We start from the raw sequence: 14,536 nt of genomic DNA on the forward strand, positions 1-14,536 counted from the left end.
TCCCGCCCTGCTCCCGTATTCGTGACACTTATCCCCACACTTCGGCCCCCTTGCGCGATCCGGGTCCGTCGTTATCCCGTCGCCGCGATAAGGACGAATATGCCACTCAAACGACTCCTCGGCTCGAGAGCGACCCGGTCGCTGACGGTCGTCTCGGTACTCAAGGAAGCCAAACGAGCGTTCGATCGGAACAAGCGGACCCGCGCACTCCTGTTGCTCGGCGTCGCCGTCCTCGCCTGGAAGTGGACGGTCGTCGGACTCGCCGCGCAGGGCGTCGTCAAACTGCTCCGCAGCGGGCGTTCGTCGACTTCGGGATCACAGCCCGCGTAACGAGACGATTCGGCGACCGCTAACCGTCGTGTCAACAAAGTATTTATTCTGACAGTCTGATGGTCGGGTATGCTCGACGCCGCCCGCCAGTCCCTCCCCGACTTGCTGGTCCGCCCCTCGGCGTTCTTCGAGGAGAACCGCCCCGCCGAGACGCTCCCGATAGCGATCGGACTCGTGGTCGTCCTGGCGATCGTCCTCGTCGTCGCCGTCTTTCTGCTCGGATCGATGCTCGCTGGTGCCGTCGAAGGGACGGTAACGGTCGACAACCCCGACCGTCCGCCGGAACCGTTCTGTAACGGAGTCGGAGCGGCAATGGAGACCGTCGACGGCTGTGACGAACCCGAAACGATCGAACGCGACGCCGGCGAACTCGTCCAGGACGCGGTGACGGATTACGTCGGATACGCGCTCCTCTCGCCGTTTTTCATGTGGGTGCTCGGCGGAATCGTCCTCTTCGGCGTGTCCCGACTGGCGAACGGAGACCCGTCGCTCTCGGGCACGTTCGCGCTCGCTGGCTGGGCGGCCCTGCCGGAACTCGTCAGGGTCCTCGTCGGTCTTGCGACCCTGCAGTACGTTCTCTCCGACCTGACGATCACCGACCACGAGAACGCGCCCGCCGTCCTCGAGTCGGCACTCGCGCCGGCCGAACCGATTCTCGTAGGCGCGACGCTTCTCGTCACCCTCTGGCAGTGGCACCTGCTCACCGGCGGCCTCGAGGTCGATGCCGATCTCTCGAGAGCCGCGGCAGCGGTCGCGACGGGCGTTCCGCTGGGGCTACTGCTCGTCTTCTCGCTGTAGAGATCACTTCGCCACGGCCGCCTCGAGCGCGGACGCCGCGTCGAGCACGGTCGCGTCGTCGAACCGCGAGCCCACCAGCATGAGACCGACCGGGAGGCCGTCGACCTCACCGACCGGGACGCTGATCGCGGGGTGGCCGGTTCGGTTGAACGGTGCGGTGTTAGCCGCGACCAGATCCTGCCGCATCCGGTCGTACTGGTCACGGTCGGAATCGTGCTCCGGCGCGGTCCGCAACGTCGTCGGCATCGCAAGCAAGTCGTGCTCCTCGAGCAGCGCGTCGTACCGCTCCGTGAGTTCGACCGCGAGGTTCATGCCCGCGGCGTAGTACCGCGAGTGGTAGGCGTCGTTGGCGTAGGCACCTACGAGCAAGGAGAGTTTCAACTGTGGCGGGAAGTCGTCGGCCTGCGCTCGGCGGAACTTTCCGAACGCGTCGACCCAGGAGGTGTTGTACCAGGCCTTCCAGCCGTGGCCCAGCCCTTCGCCGATCATCGCATCGAGGAGCCCTTCGGCCGTACAGACGGTGTGAATGGCGTCCGCGTCCAGGTGCATCGGCTCCGAGACCGTCTCGAGGACAGCACCCTCGTCCTCGAGTTCCTCGAGTCCGCTCCGGACCCGTTCGAGCACGCCCTCGTCCGCTCCGGGTCGGTCGAATCCCTCCTCGAGAACGCCGATAGAGAGGTCGTCGACGTCGCCTGCGAGAGTCTCGTGGTACTGTTCGACTGGGACCGGTGACGGCTTGCGGAGATCTCGCTCGTTGCTCCCCGCGATAGCCGAGAGGACGCGGGCGACGGTCTCGACGTCCGGTCCCATCGGTCCCGGGTGGTCGATCGCGTGCTCGAGGCCGATACACCCTGTGTACGGGACGAGTCCGTACGTCGGTTTGTGGCCGACGATCCCACAGAGTGCAGCGGGGATGCGGACGCTTCCACCCTGATCTGAGCCGATCGCGGCGTCGGCTTCACCGGTCGCGACGACGACCGCGCTGCCGCCGCTGGACCCGCCCGCGAGGTAGTCGTCGTCGCGGGGGTTGGTGATCACGCCGAAGGTGCTGTGGCCCGTGCGGGTGATAGCCATGTCGTCCATGTTCGTCTTCCCGACAACCGTCGCGCCGGCCTCGAGCAGCCGCGTGACGACCGTCGCGTCGACGTCGGGGACGTACCCCTCGACGACCTGGGAACCACAGGTGAGTTCGACGCCTGCAACGCAGACGTTGTCCTTGATCGCGACGTCCAGATCGGCGAGAAGACCGTCGTCGTCGCCAGCGACGTGACAGCGGGTCACCCAGGCGTTGTGAGGGTCCTCCTCGTCCGGCGGCCGCCTGCCTGCCGTCCGTTCGCGACGCTCGCGGCCGGCGAGTCGCGGCTCCGGGTCGTACGAACGGACCGTCTCGTAGGCCGCGAGTCGCTGCTCGGCCATCTCCCGAAAGAACTCGAGTTCCTCGTCGGTCAACTCGAGGTATAGATCGCTCCCGAGTTCGCGAAGGTCGTTCTTCGTCGGCGGTCGAATCGGCATGTCCGGACAGTCACGACGGCGGGAAAAGTCGCTATTCGACGGGATCGTGACTGTTCCTCGCAGACGAATGTCGCTCGTGGAGACGAGGTCGGCAGTCAGAGCAGGTCGTCGATCCCGACGCAATCCCTGGACTCGAACGAGGAACGGACGATCAGACGAGTCCCACGATGAAGGCGAGTCCCATCGCAATCAGGACGACAGCCGTGATCGTCGGCAGGTACGGCGTGAGTTTCTCGACCCGCTCGCGGTGGTGTTCGTAGCCCGCGATCAAAAGCAGCGTCGGGAGCACGATCGCGACGATCACCGCCAGCGAGTAGATCAACATCAACTCGAGACAGGCCTCCGTTCCGACACAGATCGCCAGGATCTGGATCGGTTCCTCGTGGGCAAAGCCGAGCAGGAGTGCCGTCGTTCCGAGTGCGGCCAGTCCGCGTTCGGCGTGTTCCTCGCTCAGGTGCTGGTGCCCACCGCCGCCGGGGAGGAAAGCGCGGATCCGCTCGAGGAGACCGTCTTCGCCGTCGTCGGAGTGGTCGTGTCCGTGGTGGACGTCGGCATCATTGGGGTGGCCGTGTTCGTGGCTGTGATCGGTGTGTTCGTGACCGGAGTGTCCGTGACTGTCGTGGCCGTGTTCGTGACCGGCGTGTCCGTGACCGTCGTGGCCGTGTTCGTGACCGGCGTGTCCGTGACCGTCGTGGCCGTGTTCGTGACCGGCGTGTCCGTGACCGTCGTGGCCGTGTTCGTGATCGTCGTGCTCGTGAACGTGTCCGTGACCCCCGTTCCGGTACTCGTGAATGCCGAGCAAAATCAACAGCGCACCCGCGACGTACCGCATCCACGGCCCCTCCGCGAACTCGGCGAACGCGCTGAACCAGAAGTACGCGAGCACGAGGACGACGCTGCTTATCAGATGCCCGACACCGAGGATCAGCGCCGCAAGCAGGCCGTACAGCAGCCGCCGATTCCGGTTCAGCGCGTACATCGCCGCGATCGGCCAGCCATGATCCGGCAACACGCCGTGGACAAACCCGATGACGATCACACCGACGACGACGCCGAGTTCCATACGTGCTCGAGACCGCTGGCGCAGTAAACAGGTTGTTATGTTCGAGGCGGGGGATCCGTAATACCGCTGTTAAGCGCTAGTAACAGGAACGGCTCTCGTACTAGAGCGAGTCGAACACTGACGGTCAGTCAGTTCCCGTCACTGTACTCGTACTCCGTCTCTGGATCTTCGACGCCTTCCGTCCGCGAGCCGACCCAGGCCCCGAGTGCGATCCCGTAGACGAGATGACCGGCGTGAAACAGCGCCAGTTCGTCGTTCTCGAGTCGAATGTCGAGCAATTCGCGGAGCATGATCTGCGAGCCGAACGCCGACAGCGCCATCCCGTACACCGATCCCCAGACGAGCCCACGCTGTTCGGGTTCGATGGATCGCTCGGCGTCTTGCAACGCGAACAGCCCACCGAAGACGGCTCCGGCCTGCATCCCGTAGACGAAGTGCAAGACGAGGCCGGCGACCGGATGCTCCTCGGGATCGTCACCGGAGACGTACTGCGCCCAGAAGTTTGCCGACGGCGGCAGCGACCGCAGGATCGGGAGCCGAAACGCCGTCATAATCAGCGTCGCGACGAACCCCGCCTGGAGCCCGCGAGCCGAAGCGTAGGCCGCGTGCTCGAGTCGGGATCGTTCGTCGGTCTCTTCGGTTCGATCGTCGGGGTCGCCGGCGGGTCGAAGCTGTCGTAACCGGTCAGGAACGGACACAGAAAGCGATGTGGACATGGATTCTCGAGGTCGTGGATACCACGGCGTCGGCCTTAACGGACGGGCACGCTGGTGACTGCAGTTCGAGTGTTACGAAAGTGCGATCGTTCGTCGACTCGAAACGGGGTTGCTCGAGCGGCCTTCGAAAGCAAAAATAATACTGCATTTATCGGACTATATCCAGTATGGGAGCCCATACAACCCCGTGAAACCAAATAATGTGGAAGAACGACCGCCCCACCACGGAGATATTGCACAATCCGATACGGACGTACTGGTGGTGGGAGTACCAGTGGCCGATGGACGCCGCCCTGCCGACGGACTGGACCGAAAAAACCCGCCGGAGCTACACGCCAGCCGACAGCGACCGGGAGATGGAGTACTGTACCTACCGCCACGAGTCGGGCGATCTCCGGGTGAAAGTCGCTCCGGCGTCGCTCGACGGCGACGATCACCCCGGCTACGCACTGACCACGACGAGCTATCCCGGCCTCGAGTTCGCGGAGACGACACAGGTCAGGACGGTCCTGACCTTCGATCGCTGCGAACGGATCGCCCGCAGGTTCATGGACCTCTTTTCGGCACGCTACGACGGACCGGGATCGCTCGAGGACGCACTCGAGTACGCAAGCGAGCGGACGCGGGATCACCAGTAACGCCGCATCCAGTTCGAAGAACGGTCGTGCCGATCAGGTCAGGACAGCCACGTCGATGGCGAGGATCGGCCGATCAGGAACAGTACCAGAAAGAGCACGATACCGGCGAGGTTCGAGTCGATCCTGCGCCTGAACTGTGGGGTGAGACAGACGGCAGAACCGACGACTACGACACCGCCGAGCCAGTAGCTCGCACCGATTCCGGCGAGACCGTAGCCGACGACCGCCAGGACGACGCCGTACGAGAGCAGGTCCAAGAGACTCGGAGACGAGAGCAGTCCGAGACCGCCCGCCACCGAAAACAGGAATATCGATCCATCGTCGGACTGGTCGACCGATTTCGGTTCGTCTCGAGCCTGCTCTCGAAGCTGAAGATAGGTGCGATAGGAGTCGATCTCACTGAAGGAGGTCAGTCGGGTGTTACAGTCGGGACACTGCGTTTGGTCGCCGTCGAACTCCGTTCCACAGGACTCACACAGTTTCATAGAAACCAGTGGTCGCTCGTTCGAGCCACTGTTTCGTCGCCGCTTAAATTACCTGGCCGCTCACTCCCGCCCGACCCACTTCAGGATCGCCAGCGTTCCCTCGAACAGCAGGATCATCGTGATAGCCACGAGGACGGGTGCCATCATCGTCGGGTCCATGGTGAACATGAAGGCAAGCCCGGCGAAGGCGGCCCAGAAGTAGAGTCGCTTCTGGGCGAGCCAGCGTCTGGTCGTCACGCCCATCATGATCGCGAGCATAATAAAGAGCGGAATCTGGAAGACGATCGCGAGGAAGCCGATCAACGTGATGATCAGGTCGAACGTATCGCCGAGAGCGTAGGCGATGTCCGCACTTCCCTCCGCGTAGAAGGTGAAGTACTCGAAGAGGATCGGGAGCACGAGCACGTAGGAAAACAGCATTCCCACGGCCGCGAGCACGACGCTCGTCGGAACCGCCGCGAGGTAGTACTTGCGTTCGTTGGGGTACAGCCCCGGTTTCATGAACAGGTAACACTCGTAGACGAACGCCGGCAACGCGACCATGATCCCAAGCAGTGCCGAGACCTTGATCCGGGTCAACCACAGCTCGAGCGGGTGGTAGACGTGCGGCGGCGGCACCTGCTCGATGTCGTAGGGGAAGATGTTGAACCAGATGTGCTCGATCGCCTGTGACGCCCAGAGCAGGCCGATCGCGGTCCCGGCCGCGCCGAACAGGAGGACGACCGCGAGCCGGAGCACCATCTCTTCGATGTGATCGGCCAGCGGCATCTCCTCGTCGTCCGGCGGCGTCGAGATACCGCCGACGTCGTCGTCGGGATCGGGATAGTCCGGATACTCCTCCGGACCGGCCCCCGGTTCGTGTCGGTCGCCGACGGCTCCCTCTCCGTCGGTTTCGACTGGAGGATCGTCCGCCGTATCGACGGACTCGTCGTCGGTCGTAGTGTCCGATTCGGGCGCTGACTCCGGTTCGGACTCGAGGTCGTCGTCGGCGTTCGAGTCCGCGTCGGCGTCTGACTCGTCGGACGGGCGAAGTCGCGACTCCTCGGACTCCCGAACCGCTTCGTCGTCTCCCGGCTCGTCCGCCATCTATCGAGATATAGATAGGCCGCCAGTTATAGGCCTTTTTCTTACGTCCACCGACCGAAACCGAGCCGCCGGAAATCCCGGCCAGAAATCGACACCCACTCGAAAGGTTGATAACCGGATGTAAGTTAGCCAAACCCAGCAAATGAGTTCTGCCGTCGACGAGGACACCGTCCAGGCAATCAACTCCGGACGCGAAACCCTCGGTGCGATGCTCTCGAGCGCTCAGACGCATCTTCAGAAGGTATTTATTGTCTTCGTCGTCGGCTTCATGGGCGCGTTCTGGGCCCTGCGGGTCTACATCTGGGACTTCCTGGAGGAGACCGCTAAAGCCGAGATGAGTCAGTTCGTCGCCGGTTCGACGGACATCATTACCCGGACGCCGTTCGAGGTGATCCTGTTACAGGCGAAGATCGGGATGCTGGTCGGGGTCCTCGTCGCGATTCCCGCCTTGCTCTACTTCGCCCGGGAGAAGCTCAAGGAACGCGGCTACGACAGCGTCGTTCCGATCTCGCGGCTCTACATCGCCGGTTTCGTCGTGAGTTCGTTCGCCCTGTTCTGGGGCGGCGTCGTCTACGCCTACGGCATCTTCTTCCCGTACGCGTTCGACTTCCTCGCGAGCAACGCCGTCCACACCGGCGTCAAACCCAGTTTCGGGATCACCGAGTTCACCGAGTTCATGGCGCTGCTGACGCTATCGTTCGGGCTCGCCGCCCAGCTCCCGCTCTTTATGGGCGTCCTCTCGTACACCGAGATCGTCCCCTACGAGACGTTCCGGGACAAGTGGCGCCACGCAATCGTCGGCGTCACCGTCTTCGGTGCCCTGTTCTCCCCGCCGGACCCCTTCACCCTGATCATGTGGGCGATGCCGATGGTCGTCCTCTACGTCTTCAGTCTCGGTCTCGCGAAGGTCGTCTCGAACACGCGTCGCCGCGGTGCGGCCGAAGCACCCGGCTCCGGGACCGAACACATCAAGCGACTCGTCCTGAAATTCCTCGGGGCGCTGGCGATCGTCGCCACCGCCACCGCCGCCGCCGTCAACCAGGGCGCATTCGACTACCTCCGGGAGCACGTCTACCCGGCACTTCCGGATTACCTCCAGCCCTCTGGTGACGACCCCGCCGGTCTCGAGTCGCTCGCCCTCGAGTACGGCCTGCTGGGTGAGGTCGCAGTCGGCCTGACCGCCGCCGTCCTCGTCGGCTTCCTCGTTCTCCTGGCGTACACGCTGAAAGTACTCCAGGGGCCGATCTACCCGCGCGAAGGCGACATCCGAAACGCCGACGACCCCGAAGACGTCGACTTCGAGACCCTCGCAGCCGAGGACATCGAGGACGTCCCGGCACAGGTCTTCCTCGCGATGTCCGAAGACGACGCCCTCGAGTACTCCCGGAAAGCGATGTACGACGACAACCGGGAGAAAGCCGAGGCGATCCTGAACCGGTTCGACTCGCTCGAGAAGGCAGAAAAGGAAGCCGCCGAGGGAGACGCGTCGGGTACCGAAAGCACCAGCAAGAGCGCCGTGAGTGCCGCCGACGAAGCGGAAGAGAGTGGCGGTGTCTTCTCGAGTACTGCCGCCGGCATGCTCGATCCGTTTACCGAGGAGGAGACGACCGAAGACGACATCGGTGGCTACGCCTACGACATCGCGTTCGTCTTCAACAGCCTCACGTCGAAGATGTTCCGGATCGTCGGCCTCCTGATGGTGGTCATGGGCGGGACTTTCTTCTGGCTCTACCAGGGCGGACTCCGGCAGGTCCTGACGACATTCCTCGGTCAAGTTCCGGAAGCGATCCTCCAGGAGGTCGCCGTCCGCAACGGCGTCGATCCGAGCGGGATGCCACTGGACGAACTCATCATGCAGATGGACATCGTCATCGCCCTACATCCCGTCGAGGTGCTGATCTTCAACGTGAAGGTGAGCGTGATCGCCTCGGTCATCGCGGTCCTTCCGCTGATCCTGTACTACGCCTGGCCCGCACTGAAAGAGCGCGGCATGGTGTACGGCGACCGACGCATCTTCATCGTCTGGGGTGGCTCGCTGCTGGGTGGGTTCGCCGCCGGTACCTACCTCGGGTTCTTCTGGATCGCACCCGCGGTCATCTCCTATCTGGTCTCGGACGCGATCACCAACCAGATGGTCGTCTCCTACCGGATCAGCAGCTTCTTCTGGCTGGTGATCTTCACGACCGTCGGCATCGGCTTCCTCTTCAACATCATCGTTACGATGGCGCTGTTCCACGTCGGCGGCATCGTCAGCTACCGGACGATGCTTCGCGGCTGGCGGCCTGTCGTCGTCGGTATCTTCGCGATCGCTGCGATCGCCAGCCCGAAGGGAATCCTCACGATGTTGCTCTTTGCGATCCCGATCGCCCTGACCTACGTGCTCGGACTCGGCGTCCTCTACCTGCTGACCGGCGGCGGACGACTGTTCGGCGGCGAAGGTGGCGGACCCGACCTCGAGACTGGACTGCTCGGTCGATAACGACCGTGGTGCCCGCGGCGTCAGTTGGCCAGTAGCGTTTTTCCGGTGTTGTCTAAACGCTCACATATGCGGAGACGAACGCTCATCGCCACTGGTGCCGTAGCGCTCGCAACACCGCTCGCTGGCTGTGAGGAGCCACCGGACGAGGACGTCCCCGATCCGGACACGTCCACCAGCGAACTCCTGACGAACAGCGAGGACTGGCCGCTCGACGAAGAGATCACACAGGACGAAGCGAGTATCGGGGCGAACGACGGCATCATGGGCCGATGGGACGGTCCCGACGGCGAGCATCGCTACACGATGGTGATCATGCGATTCGACGACGAGGAGGTCGCAGGGCGAATCGCCGACGACGAGTACGGTAACTGGGACCTCAGCCTCCAGCACGGCGTGTTCACGTTCGCCGTCAACGGCGAGAACGAAGAGCACGCTCGGGACCTGCTCTCGGACTCACCGGCTCTCGACGAAGATATCGTCGACGAGAAGTCCTGAGCCAAATCCCGGCGAATCGATCGGCGGCCAGTGCCAGAGTTAAGGGGAACCCGACGAAACAGCAAGCCAGATGCCAAAGATCAGCGTCGAAATTCCGGAAGAACTGCTCGAGGACCTCGACGATCACGTCGGCGACGACGGGAAGTTCGTCAACCGCAGCGACGCGATCCGCGCGTCGATCCGGAAAACACTCGACATTTTAGACGAGATCGACGAGCGACACGACCGACTCGAGACCGAAGAGTAGGGAGACGGATATCGAACGTCGTCGTCCGGTCGATGGCGGCCTCACTGTGGGTGATCCGTATCAGTCGCGCTCGAGCGGCTGTGCGAACCCGAAGTTCGGCTTCACGTCGTCGACTCGGACGGTGAGGACGTCGCCTTCCTCCGTCGACGGGACGAAGAGGCGATAGCCCTCGACGGAGGCGATACCGTCACCTTCGTTGCCGACGTCTTCGATCTCGACCTCGAGTTCGTCGCCCGGCCGGACTGGTGCAGTGAGCCGTCCCTTTCCGATGAAGTAGATCTCGGAGGACTCGTCGCGGGAGGCCTTCGGACTCGTCGCGCGGACGTACTGGAACTCCTCCTCGACGTCGGCACGGAAGTCGTCGACGTCGGGCCCCTCGAAGATCTTCACGACGAAGTCGCCGTCGGTATCGAGCAACTCGAGGGCCGTTTCGAACGCCTGTCGAGCGAGGTGCAGCGATCGGGCCTGATCGAGCGAGTACTCGCCGGACATGTTGGGAGCCATGTCCGAGACGACTGCATCGACTTTGCCGCCGGCGGCGTCGACGACTCGCTCTCGCGTTCGCTCTTCGGTCATGTCGCCACGGACCGTCTCGACGTTGTCGTGATCCTCGAGCGATTTGATCCGCTGGAGGTCGACGCCGATGACCTGCCCGTCGGGACCGACCCTCTCGGCGGCGACCTGCAGCCATCCGCCCGGTGCTGCGCCGAGGTCGACGACCGTATCGCCACGGTCGATCACGTTCTCGAGTTCGTCGAGCTGTTTGAGTTTGTACGCGGCTCTGCTGCGGTAGCCTTCCTGTTTCGCCTTGTTGTAGTAGTGGTCTTTTCGGGCCATCGAATTCGTCAGTTAACTGTCGTAGGGGATCGAGACGGTTAGGTGTCGCGACTCGTACGAGACGATATCGAACTAGCCTTCGGTTATTGGCGGAGGACCACTCCCCGTTACATCTATTGCGTATCGTAACGTAATGAATCGTAACGATGAAAACGGTCACCACACGCATCCCGGAGGACGACGAGGAGGCCCTCGCCGAACTCGAGGAAGCGATGAGCGCCGATCGGTCGGAGGTGCTTCGACGCCTGATCCGACAGGGTCTCTCCGACTGGCGGACGGAGCAGGCACTCGACCAGCTTCGTGATGACCGCATCACGCTACGGAAGGCAGCAGAGCTGGCGGACGTCCCGTACGTCGAGATGTTGACTCTCGCCTCCGAAGAAGGGATCGACGTCGGGTACACGACGGACGACCTCGAACGCGATCTCGATCGCATCTAATGGTCGTCGTCGATTCTTCCGCGCTGATTCCGCTCGCGTGGGTCGGACGACTCGACCTCGTCTCGGTCGTCTTCGACGATATTCGGACGACAGAAGACGTTCGGGAGGAAGTTCTCACCGAGGGGAAGCGTGGGACCGCGACGCTCGAGGAGTTTCTGGCGGACGTAGCCGTTCACGAAACGCCGGACGCAGCCGACGAAGTGGCGTCGATGGAAGGGATTGCGGTGGCCGACGCGTCGGTGATTCTGCTGGCAGACGCTGACGAGGAGATTCTTCTCGCTAACGACAAAGGGTTGATCGAGGTTGCCCGGAGTCACGCCGTCGAGTGCTGGTGGGTGACGACGCTGTTGCTCAGTTGTACGAAAGAAGGAGACGTGACGGCCGATGAAGCAACCGACGTCCTGTACGACCTCGTGAACGAGGGAATGAACCTGCACCCGAAAGTCTACACGCAGGTGCAAAAGAAGCTCCGAGAATTGGGAGATTGATACGTACTGCTGTAACTGAAGTGGTGGACCCATCCACCACGATAGCGTCCCTACCGAAATCGGGCCAGCGATCGGACGAACTCGACGGGCGGCAATTTCGTGCACACCCCTTACGGACAGTGCCCGCGACCAACCAAGCATGGAAACGCCACCCGAACTCGAGGACGCGGCCGGCGATCGAACGGACATAACGGTCACGAACCGCGAGTACGACGAAGAACAGGTCATCGCCGTCGACTTCGGCCGGGACGTCGGAGAGATATCGCTCGACGTGGTCGACGAGACGGCGATCGTCGTCGCCGGCGACGACCAGTTCGAGTTCGATATCCCTGGAGACGCGACCGACGTCACGGCCAACGACGGGATTCTGACGATTCGAAAAGAGCAGTAGACGGGTCGCCGTCTCGAGGCCGTTATCGACCTTCGTCGAGTTCGTGATCCTCGCTGCCCTCGGTCTCCGACGCCTCGTCGAGTTCCTGTTCGCGTTCGGACGCTGCCGGCATCTCGGAATCAATACTTCCCGCGTCCTCCGTCGTCTCTCCCGTCTCTTCGTCCGCCTTCTCGTCGGCTCGAGTGCTGCTCGCGTCCGACGTCGTTCGATTACCGACGTCCTCCGCGGGTGTGATCTCGGATTCGGGCTCCTGTTCGGTCAGTTCCGTCGGATCGACCTCGAGTTCCTGGCTCGCCTCGCTCTCGATCTCTTCTCGGTCCACGTCGATGGGTTCGTCCCGTTCCTCTATCCGGTCCGACGGGTCCACGCGAGCGCCCTCGGCCGGGTCGTCGTAAAATTCGTCGTCCGCCATCATCGGTTCCGACTCGTCGAATCCGCCCGTTCCGACGTCGCTTTCCGAGGGATCGACGCCGGTCTCAGTCTCCGTGACGGTCGTCTCTACCGGTTCGCCCGGTGAGTGGCTGGCTGGCTCGCCGTCGCGTTCCTCGCTTCTCTCGCCTTCGTCTCCCGTATCGAGACTCTCCTCGGGGAACTCGGCCTCGAGTCGGATCGCGTCGTCGGTGATCTTCCGGACGGCGTCGTCGGCCAGCGGGATGGCCTCTCCGCTGCCCTCCCAGTCGAGGGTGGCCTTGAGCGAGTCGGTGACGCCCGGATCGGGTTCGACGTACGCGGTTTCGTCATCGACGTCGACGACGGCGCCGAGGGGGTCGCCGGCCGCGCTCTCGACGGTCTTGTCCACGTCGTCGGGGGAGAAAGTCGTCATATCCCGGCGTAGCGTCGTCGCCGGGAAGCGCTCCGTGCCTGCAAAGCCCGGGTTTCCGTTCCCGTTCGAAACCGTCCGGAGCCGCCACCTTCCGGCCGATCGATTCGCTCGAAATGTAAACAGATATTGTTTTTCCAGTGACTTTCAGGCGAAGATTAATATTGTGGTATGTGATTTCATCCCGTTGTAATGCGCCACGATACCACTTCTCGACGGAGCGTGCTGAAGACGATCGGTGCTGCAGGCGTCGGAATCGCCTGCGTCGGAACGGTAAGCGGTGCCGACAGGGACCGATATCTGGTGACTGGGGACAACGACCGGAACCGACTCGAGACGTCGGAGTTTACCGTCCATACGGAGTTTTCGGACGCGAACGTCTATCTCGTCGAGGGACCGGAAGGGAGCAGCGAGGAGCTTCGATCAATCGACGGCGTACAGGGCGTGACACCGGACCTCTCGTACTCGGTCGACGTGCCGGATCTCGGCCCGGCCGACGACGAGTCCGGATCCGAGGCCGACCAGTGGGACAACGAACTCGTCGATTCGTTCGCGGCCAACGAGTACGCGACCGGCGAGGGAACGCAGGTCGGAATTATCGACACTGGGGTCGCGTACGGCCATCCCGATCTCGGGAACCTGAACACCGATCTCAGCCGTGCGTTCGTCGACGGCGAGGAACTGGACGACGCCGACGACGTCCACTACCACGGCACCCACGTCGCCGGCATCGCCGGTGCGACCGGCGAGGAGTACGTCGCCGGCATCGCACCCGAAACCGAACTCGTCTCACTTCGCGTGTTCCCCTCGGAAGGACCGCTGCTCGCGAGCGTCAGCGACACCTTCCTCGCACTCGAGTACGCCGCCGAGAACGGACTCGATGTCGTCAACATGAGCATCGGGAGCCCACCGTACCCGGCCTGGGAAAACGCCGACGCTGCCCGCGACGGGTTCCGCGTCGCCCGCGAACAGATGCTGCGAAGCGTCGTCCAGCGCGGGACGACTGTCGTCGTCGCCGCGGGCAACGAGGCGACGAACATCCAGCGAGGCAACGAGTGTCGGACCGTCGAGAACGAGGACGGCGAAGAAGAGGAGGTCTGTGCGCGTTGGTTCCAGCTATGGGGCAGCCTGCAACACTCGATCAGCGTGAGCGCGACGACCGCCGAAGACGAACTGGCATCGTTCTCGAACTACGGCGTCCCGCACGTCGACGTCGGTGCGCCGGGCGCGAACGTCCTGTCGACGCTCGATCCGGACAACGAGGCGCTTCCCGGCGCGGAGTACGCGAACCTGTCCGGAACCTCGATGGCGTCGCCGCAGGTCGCCGGCCTCACGGCGCTCGTCGCCGAACTCGCTCCGGACCAGCACCCGAACCAGGACGAGCGGGCGATCAAACACGGTGCCGATCTCGTCGAGGGGGAGAGCGACCCCGAGTTCGGTGCCGGTCGGATCAACGCACTCGAGACGGTCGAACGGCTCCGATAGCAGTCGCCGGACGCAGGTCGCGGTCCGAACGCAAACTCGCGTTTTTTGGGTTCCGTCGTCAGGTCCGCCTGAGACGCCCAGAGCAAATACCCACCTTCGCAACGACGCGATCGGAGAGATCACCGACGAGGAGATCCGACTTCGCGAGGAGTACTGATTCGACGCGGCCGAAACCGACCTGCTACCCTCTCCCTACCCCTCACCGCCCGCGCGTAAAGGGTGGCTT

The 14,536-nt window shown here is 63.3% G+C and carries 17 protein-coding genes; 10 read left to right on the plus strand and 7 right to left on the minus strand.

All coding sequences use genetic code 11. From position 1 onward, the window contains the following. Positions 1 to 99: 99 nt before the first annotated feature. Both BLR35_RS14205 and BLR35_RS14210 read left to right on the plus strand, forming a co-directional pair. Positions 100 to 330, plus strand: a complete 231-nt coding sequence (locus BLR35_RS14205) for a hypothetical protein (RefSeq protein WP_090383279.1) — start codon at positions 100 to 102, stop codon at positions 328 to 330. Between the two features lie 69 nt (positions 331 to 399). Further along, positions 400 to 1,128, plus strand: coding sequence for a Yip1 family protein (locus BLR35_RS14210; protein WP_090383281.1), 729 nt, complete (start codon positions 400 to 402; stop codon positions 1,126 to 1,128). Between the two features lie 3 nt (positions 1,129 to 1,131). On the opposite strand, the gene BLR35_RS14215 is transcribed toward BLR35_RS14210, so the two are convergent. The 3 genes from BLR35_RS14215 to BLR35_RS14225 form a co-directional block, all read right to left on the minus strand. Further along, a complete protein-coding gene (locus BLR35_RS14215; protein ID WP_090383283.1) occupies positions 1,132 to 2,640 on the minus strand; it encodes an amidase in 1,509 nt (502 codons plus the stop codon). Between the two features lie 151 nt (positions 2,641 to 2,791). Beyond that, entirely contained in the window at positions 2,792 to 3,703 is a 912-nt protein-coding gene (locus BLR35_RS14220; protein WP_090383288.1) for an ABC transporter permease, read from the minus strand. Between the two features lie 128 nt (positions 3,704 to 3,831). Next, positions 3,832 to 4,401, minus strand: coding sequence for a DUF6789 family protein (locus BLR35_RS14225; RefSeq protein ID WP_394328367.1), 570 nt, complete (start codon positions 4,399 to 4,401; stop codon positions 3,832 to 3,834). 299 nt (positions 4,402 to 4,700) lie between these two features. Between BLR35_RS14225 and BLR35_RS14230 the strand changes: the two genes are divergently transcribed. Next, positions 4,701 to 5,057 (plus strand): hypothetical protein, encoded by a 357-nt coding sequence (locus BLR35_RS14230; RefSeq protein WP_090383293.1) that lies wholly within the window; start codon positions 4,701 to 4,703, stop codon positions 5,055 to 5,057. A gap of 38 nt (positions 5,058 to 5,095) precedes the next feature. On the opposite strand, the gene BLR35_RS14235 is transcribed toward BLR35_RS14230, so the two are convergent. Together BLR35_RS14235 and tatC are read right to left on the minus strand one after the other, a co-directional pair. Next, entirely contained in the window at positions 5,096 to 5,542 is a 447-nt protein-coding gene (locus BLR35_RS14235; RefSeq protein WP_090383295.1) for a hypothetical protein, read from the minus strand. 60 nt (positions 5,543 to 5,602) lie between these two features. Continuing rightward, positions 5,603 to 6,628 (minus strand): twin-arginine translocase subunit TatC, encoded by a 1,026-nt coding sequence (gene tatC, locus BLR35_RS14240; RefSeq protein WP_090383298.1) that lies wholly within the window; start codon positions 6,626 to 6,628, stop codon positions 5,603 to 5,605. 142 nt (positions 6,629 to 6,770) lie between these two features. Here tatC and BLR35_RS14245 point away from each other — a divergent pair, with 142 nt between their 5' ends. From BLR35_RS14245 to BLR35_RS14255, 3 genes are all read left to right on the plus strand, one after another. After that, positions 6,771 to 9,107 (plus strand): twin-arginine translocase subunit TatC, encoded by a 2,337-nt coding sequence (locus tag BLR35_RS14245; protein WP_090383300.1) that lies wholly within the window; start codon positions 6,771 to 6,773, stop codon positions 9,105 to 9,107. A 66-nt stretch (positions 9,108 to 9,173) separates the two neighbouring features. Next, on the plus strand, positions 9,174 to 9,602 hold the full coding sequence (locus BLR35_RS14250; RefSeq protein WP_090383303.1) for a hypothetical protein: 429 nt from the start codon (positions 9,174 to 9,176) through the stop codon (positions 9,600 to 9,602). A 70-nt stretch (positions 9,603 to 9,672) separates the two neighbouring features. Beyond that, positions 9,673 to 9,849, plus strand: coding sequence for a ribbon-helix-helix domain-containing protein (locus tag BLR35_RS14255; protein WP_090383305.1), 177 nt, complete (start codon positions 9,673 to 9,675; stop codon positions 9,847 to 9,849). A 60-nt stretch (positions 9,850 to 9,909) separates the two neighbouring features. Here the strand turns inward: BLR35_RS14255 and BLR35_RS14260 are convergent, their stop codons facing one another. Then, a complete protein-coding gene (locus BLR35_RS14260; RefSeq protein ID WP_090383308.1) occupies positions 9,910 to 10,686 on the minus strand; it encodes a 23S rRNA (uridine(2552)-2'-O)-methyltransferase in 777 nt (258 codons plus the stop codon). 146 nt (positions 10,687 to 10,832) lie between these two features. Between BLR35_RS14260 and BLR35_RS14265 the strand changes: the two genes are divergently transcribed. From BLR35_RS14265 to BLR35_RS14275, 3 genes are all read left to right on the plus strand, one after another. Then, a complete protein-coding gene (locus BLR35_RS14265) occupies positions 10,833 to 11,126 on the plus strand; it encodes a UPF0175 family protein (protein WP_090383310.1) in 294 nt (97 codons plus the stop codon). Continuing rightward, on the plus strand, positions 11,126 to 11,614 hold the full coding sequence (locus BLR35_RS14270; RefSeq protein ID WP_090383312.1) for a PIN domain-containing protein: 489 nt from the start codon (positions 11,126 to 11,128) through the stop codon (positions 11,612 to 11,614). The genes BLR35_RS14265 and BLR35_RS14270 overlap by 1 nt, the downstream gene beginning before the upstream one ends. Before the next feature lie 139 nt (positions 11,615 to 11,753). Continuing rightward, entirely contained in the window at positions 11,754 to 12,005 is a 252-nt protein-coding gene (locus BLR35_RS14275) for a DUF7127 family protein (protein ID WP_090383315.1), read from the plus strand. 22 nt (positions 12,006 to 12,027) lie between these two features. Here BLR35_RS14275 and BLR35_RS14280 read toward each other — a convergent pair whose 3' ends face one another. Continuing rightward, entirely contained in the window at positions 12,028 to 12,828 is an 801-nt protein-coding gene (locus BLR35_RS14280; protein ID WP_090383317.1) for a hypothetical protein, read from the minus strand. Between the two features lie 189 nt (positions 12,829 to 13,017). Here BLR35_RS14280 and BLR35_RS14285 point away from each other — a divergent pair, with 189 nt between their 5' ends. Then, positions 13,018 to 14,310: a S8 family peptidase gene (locus BLR35_RS14285; protein WP_090383320.1), complete on the plus strand. Its 1,293-nt coding sequence runs from the start codon at positions 13,018 to 13,020 to the stop codon at positions 14,308 to 14,310. The last annotated feature ends 226 nt before the right edge of the window (positions 14,311 to 14,536 follow it).

It is taken from the genome of Natronobacterium texcoconense (assembly GCF_900104065.1).
GTDB classification, from domain to species: Archaea; Halobacteriota; Halobacteria; order Halobacteriales; family Natrialbaceae; genus Natronobacterium; species Natronobacterium texcoconense.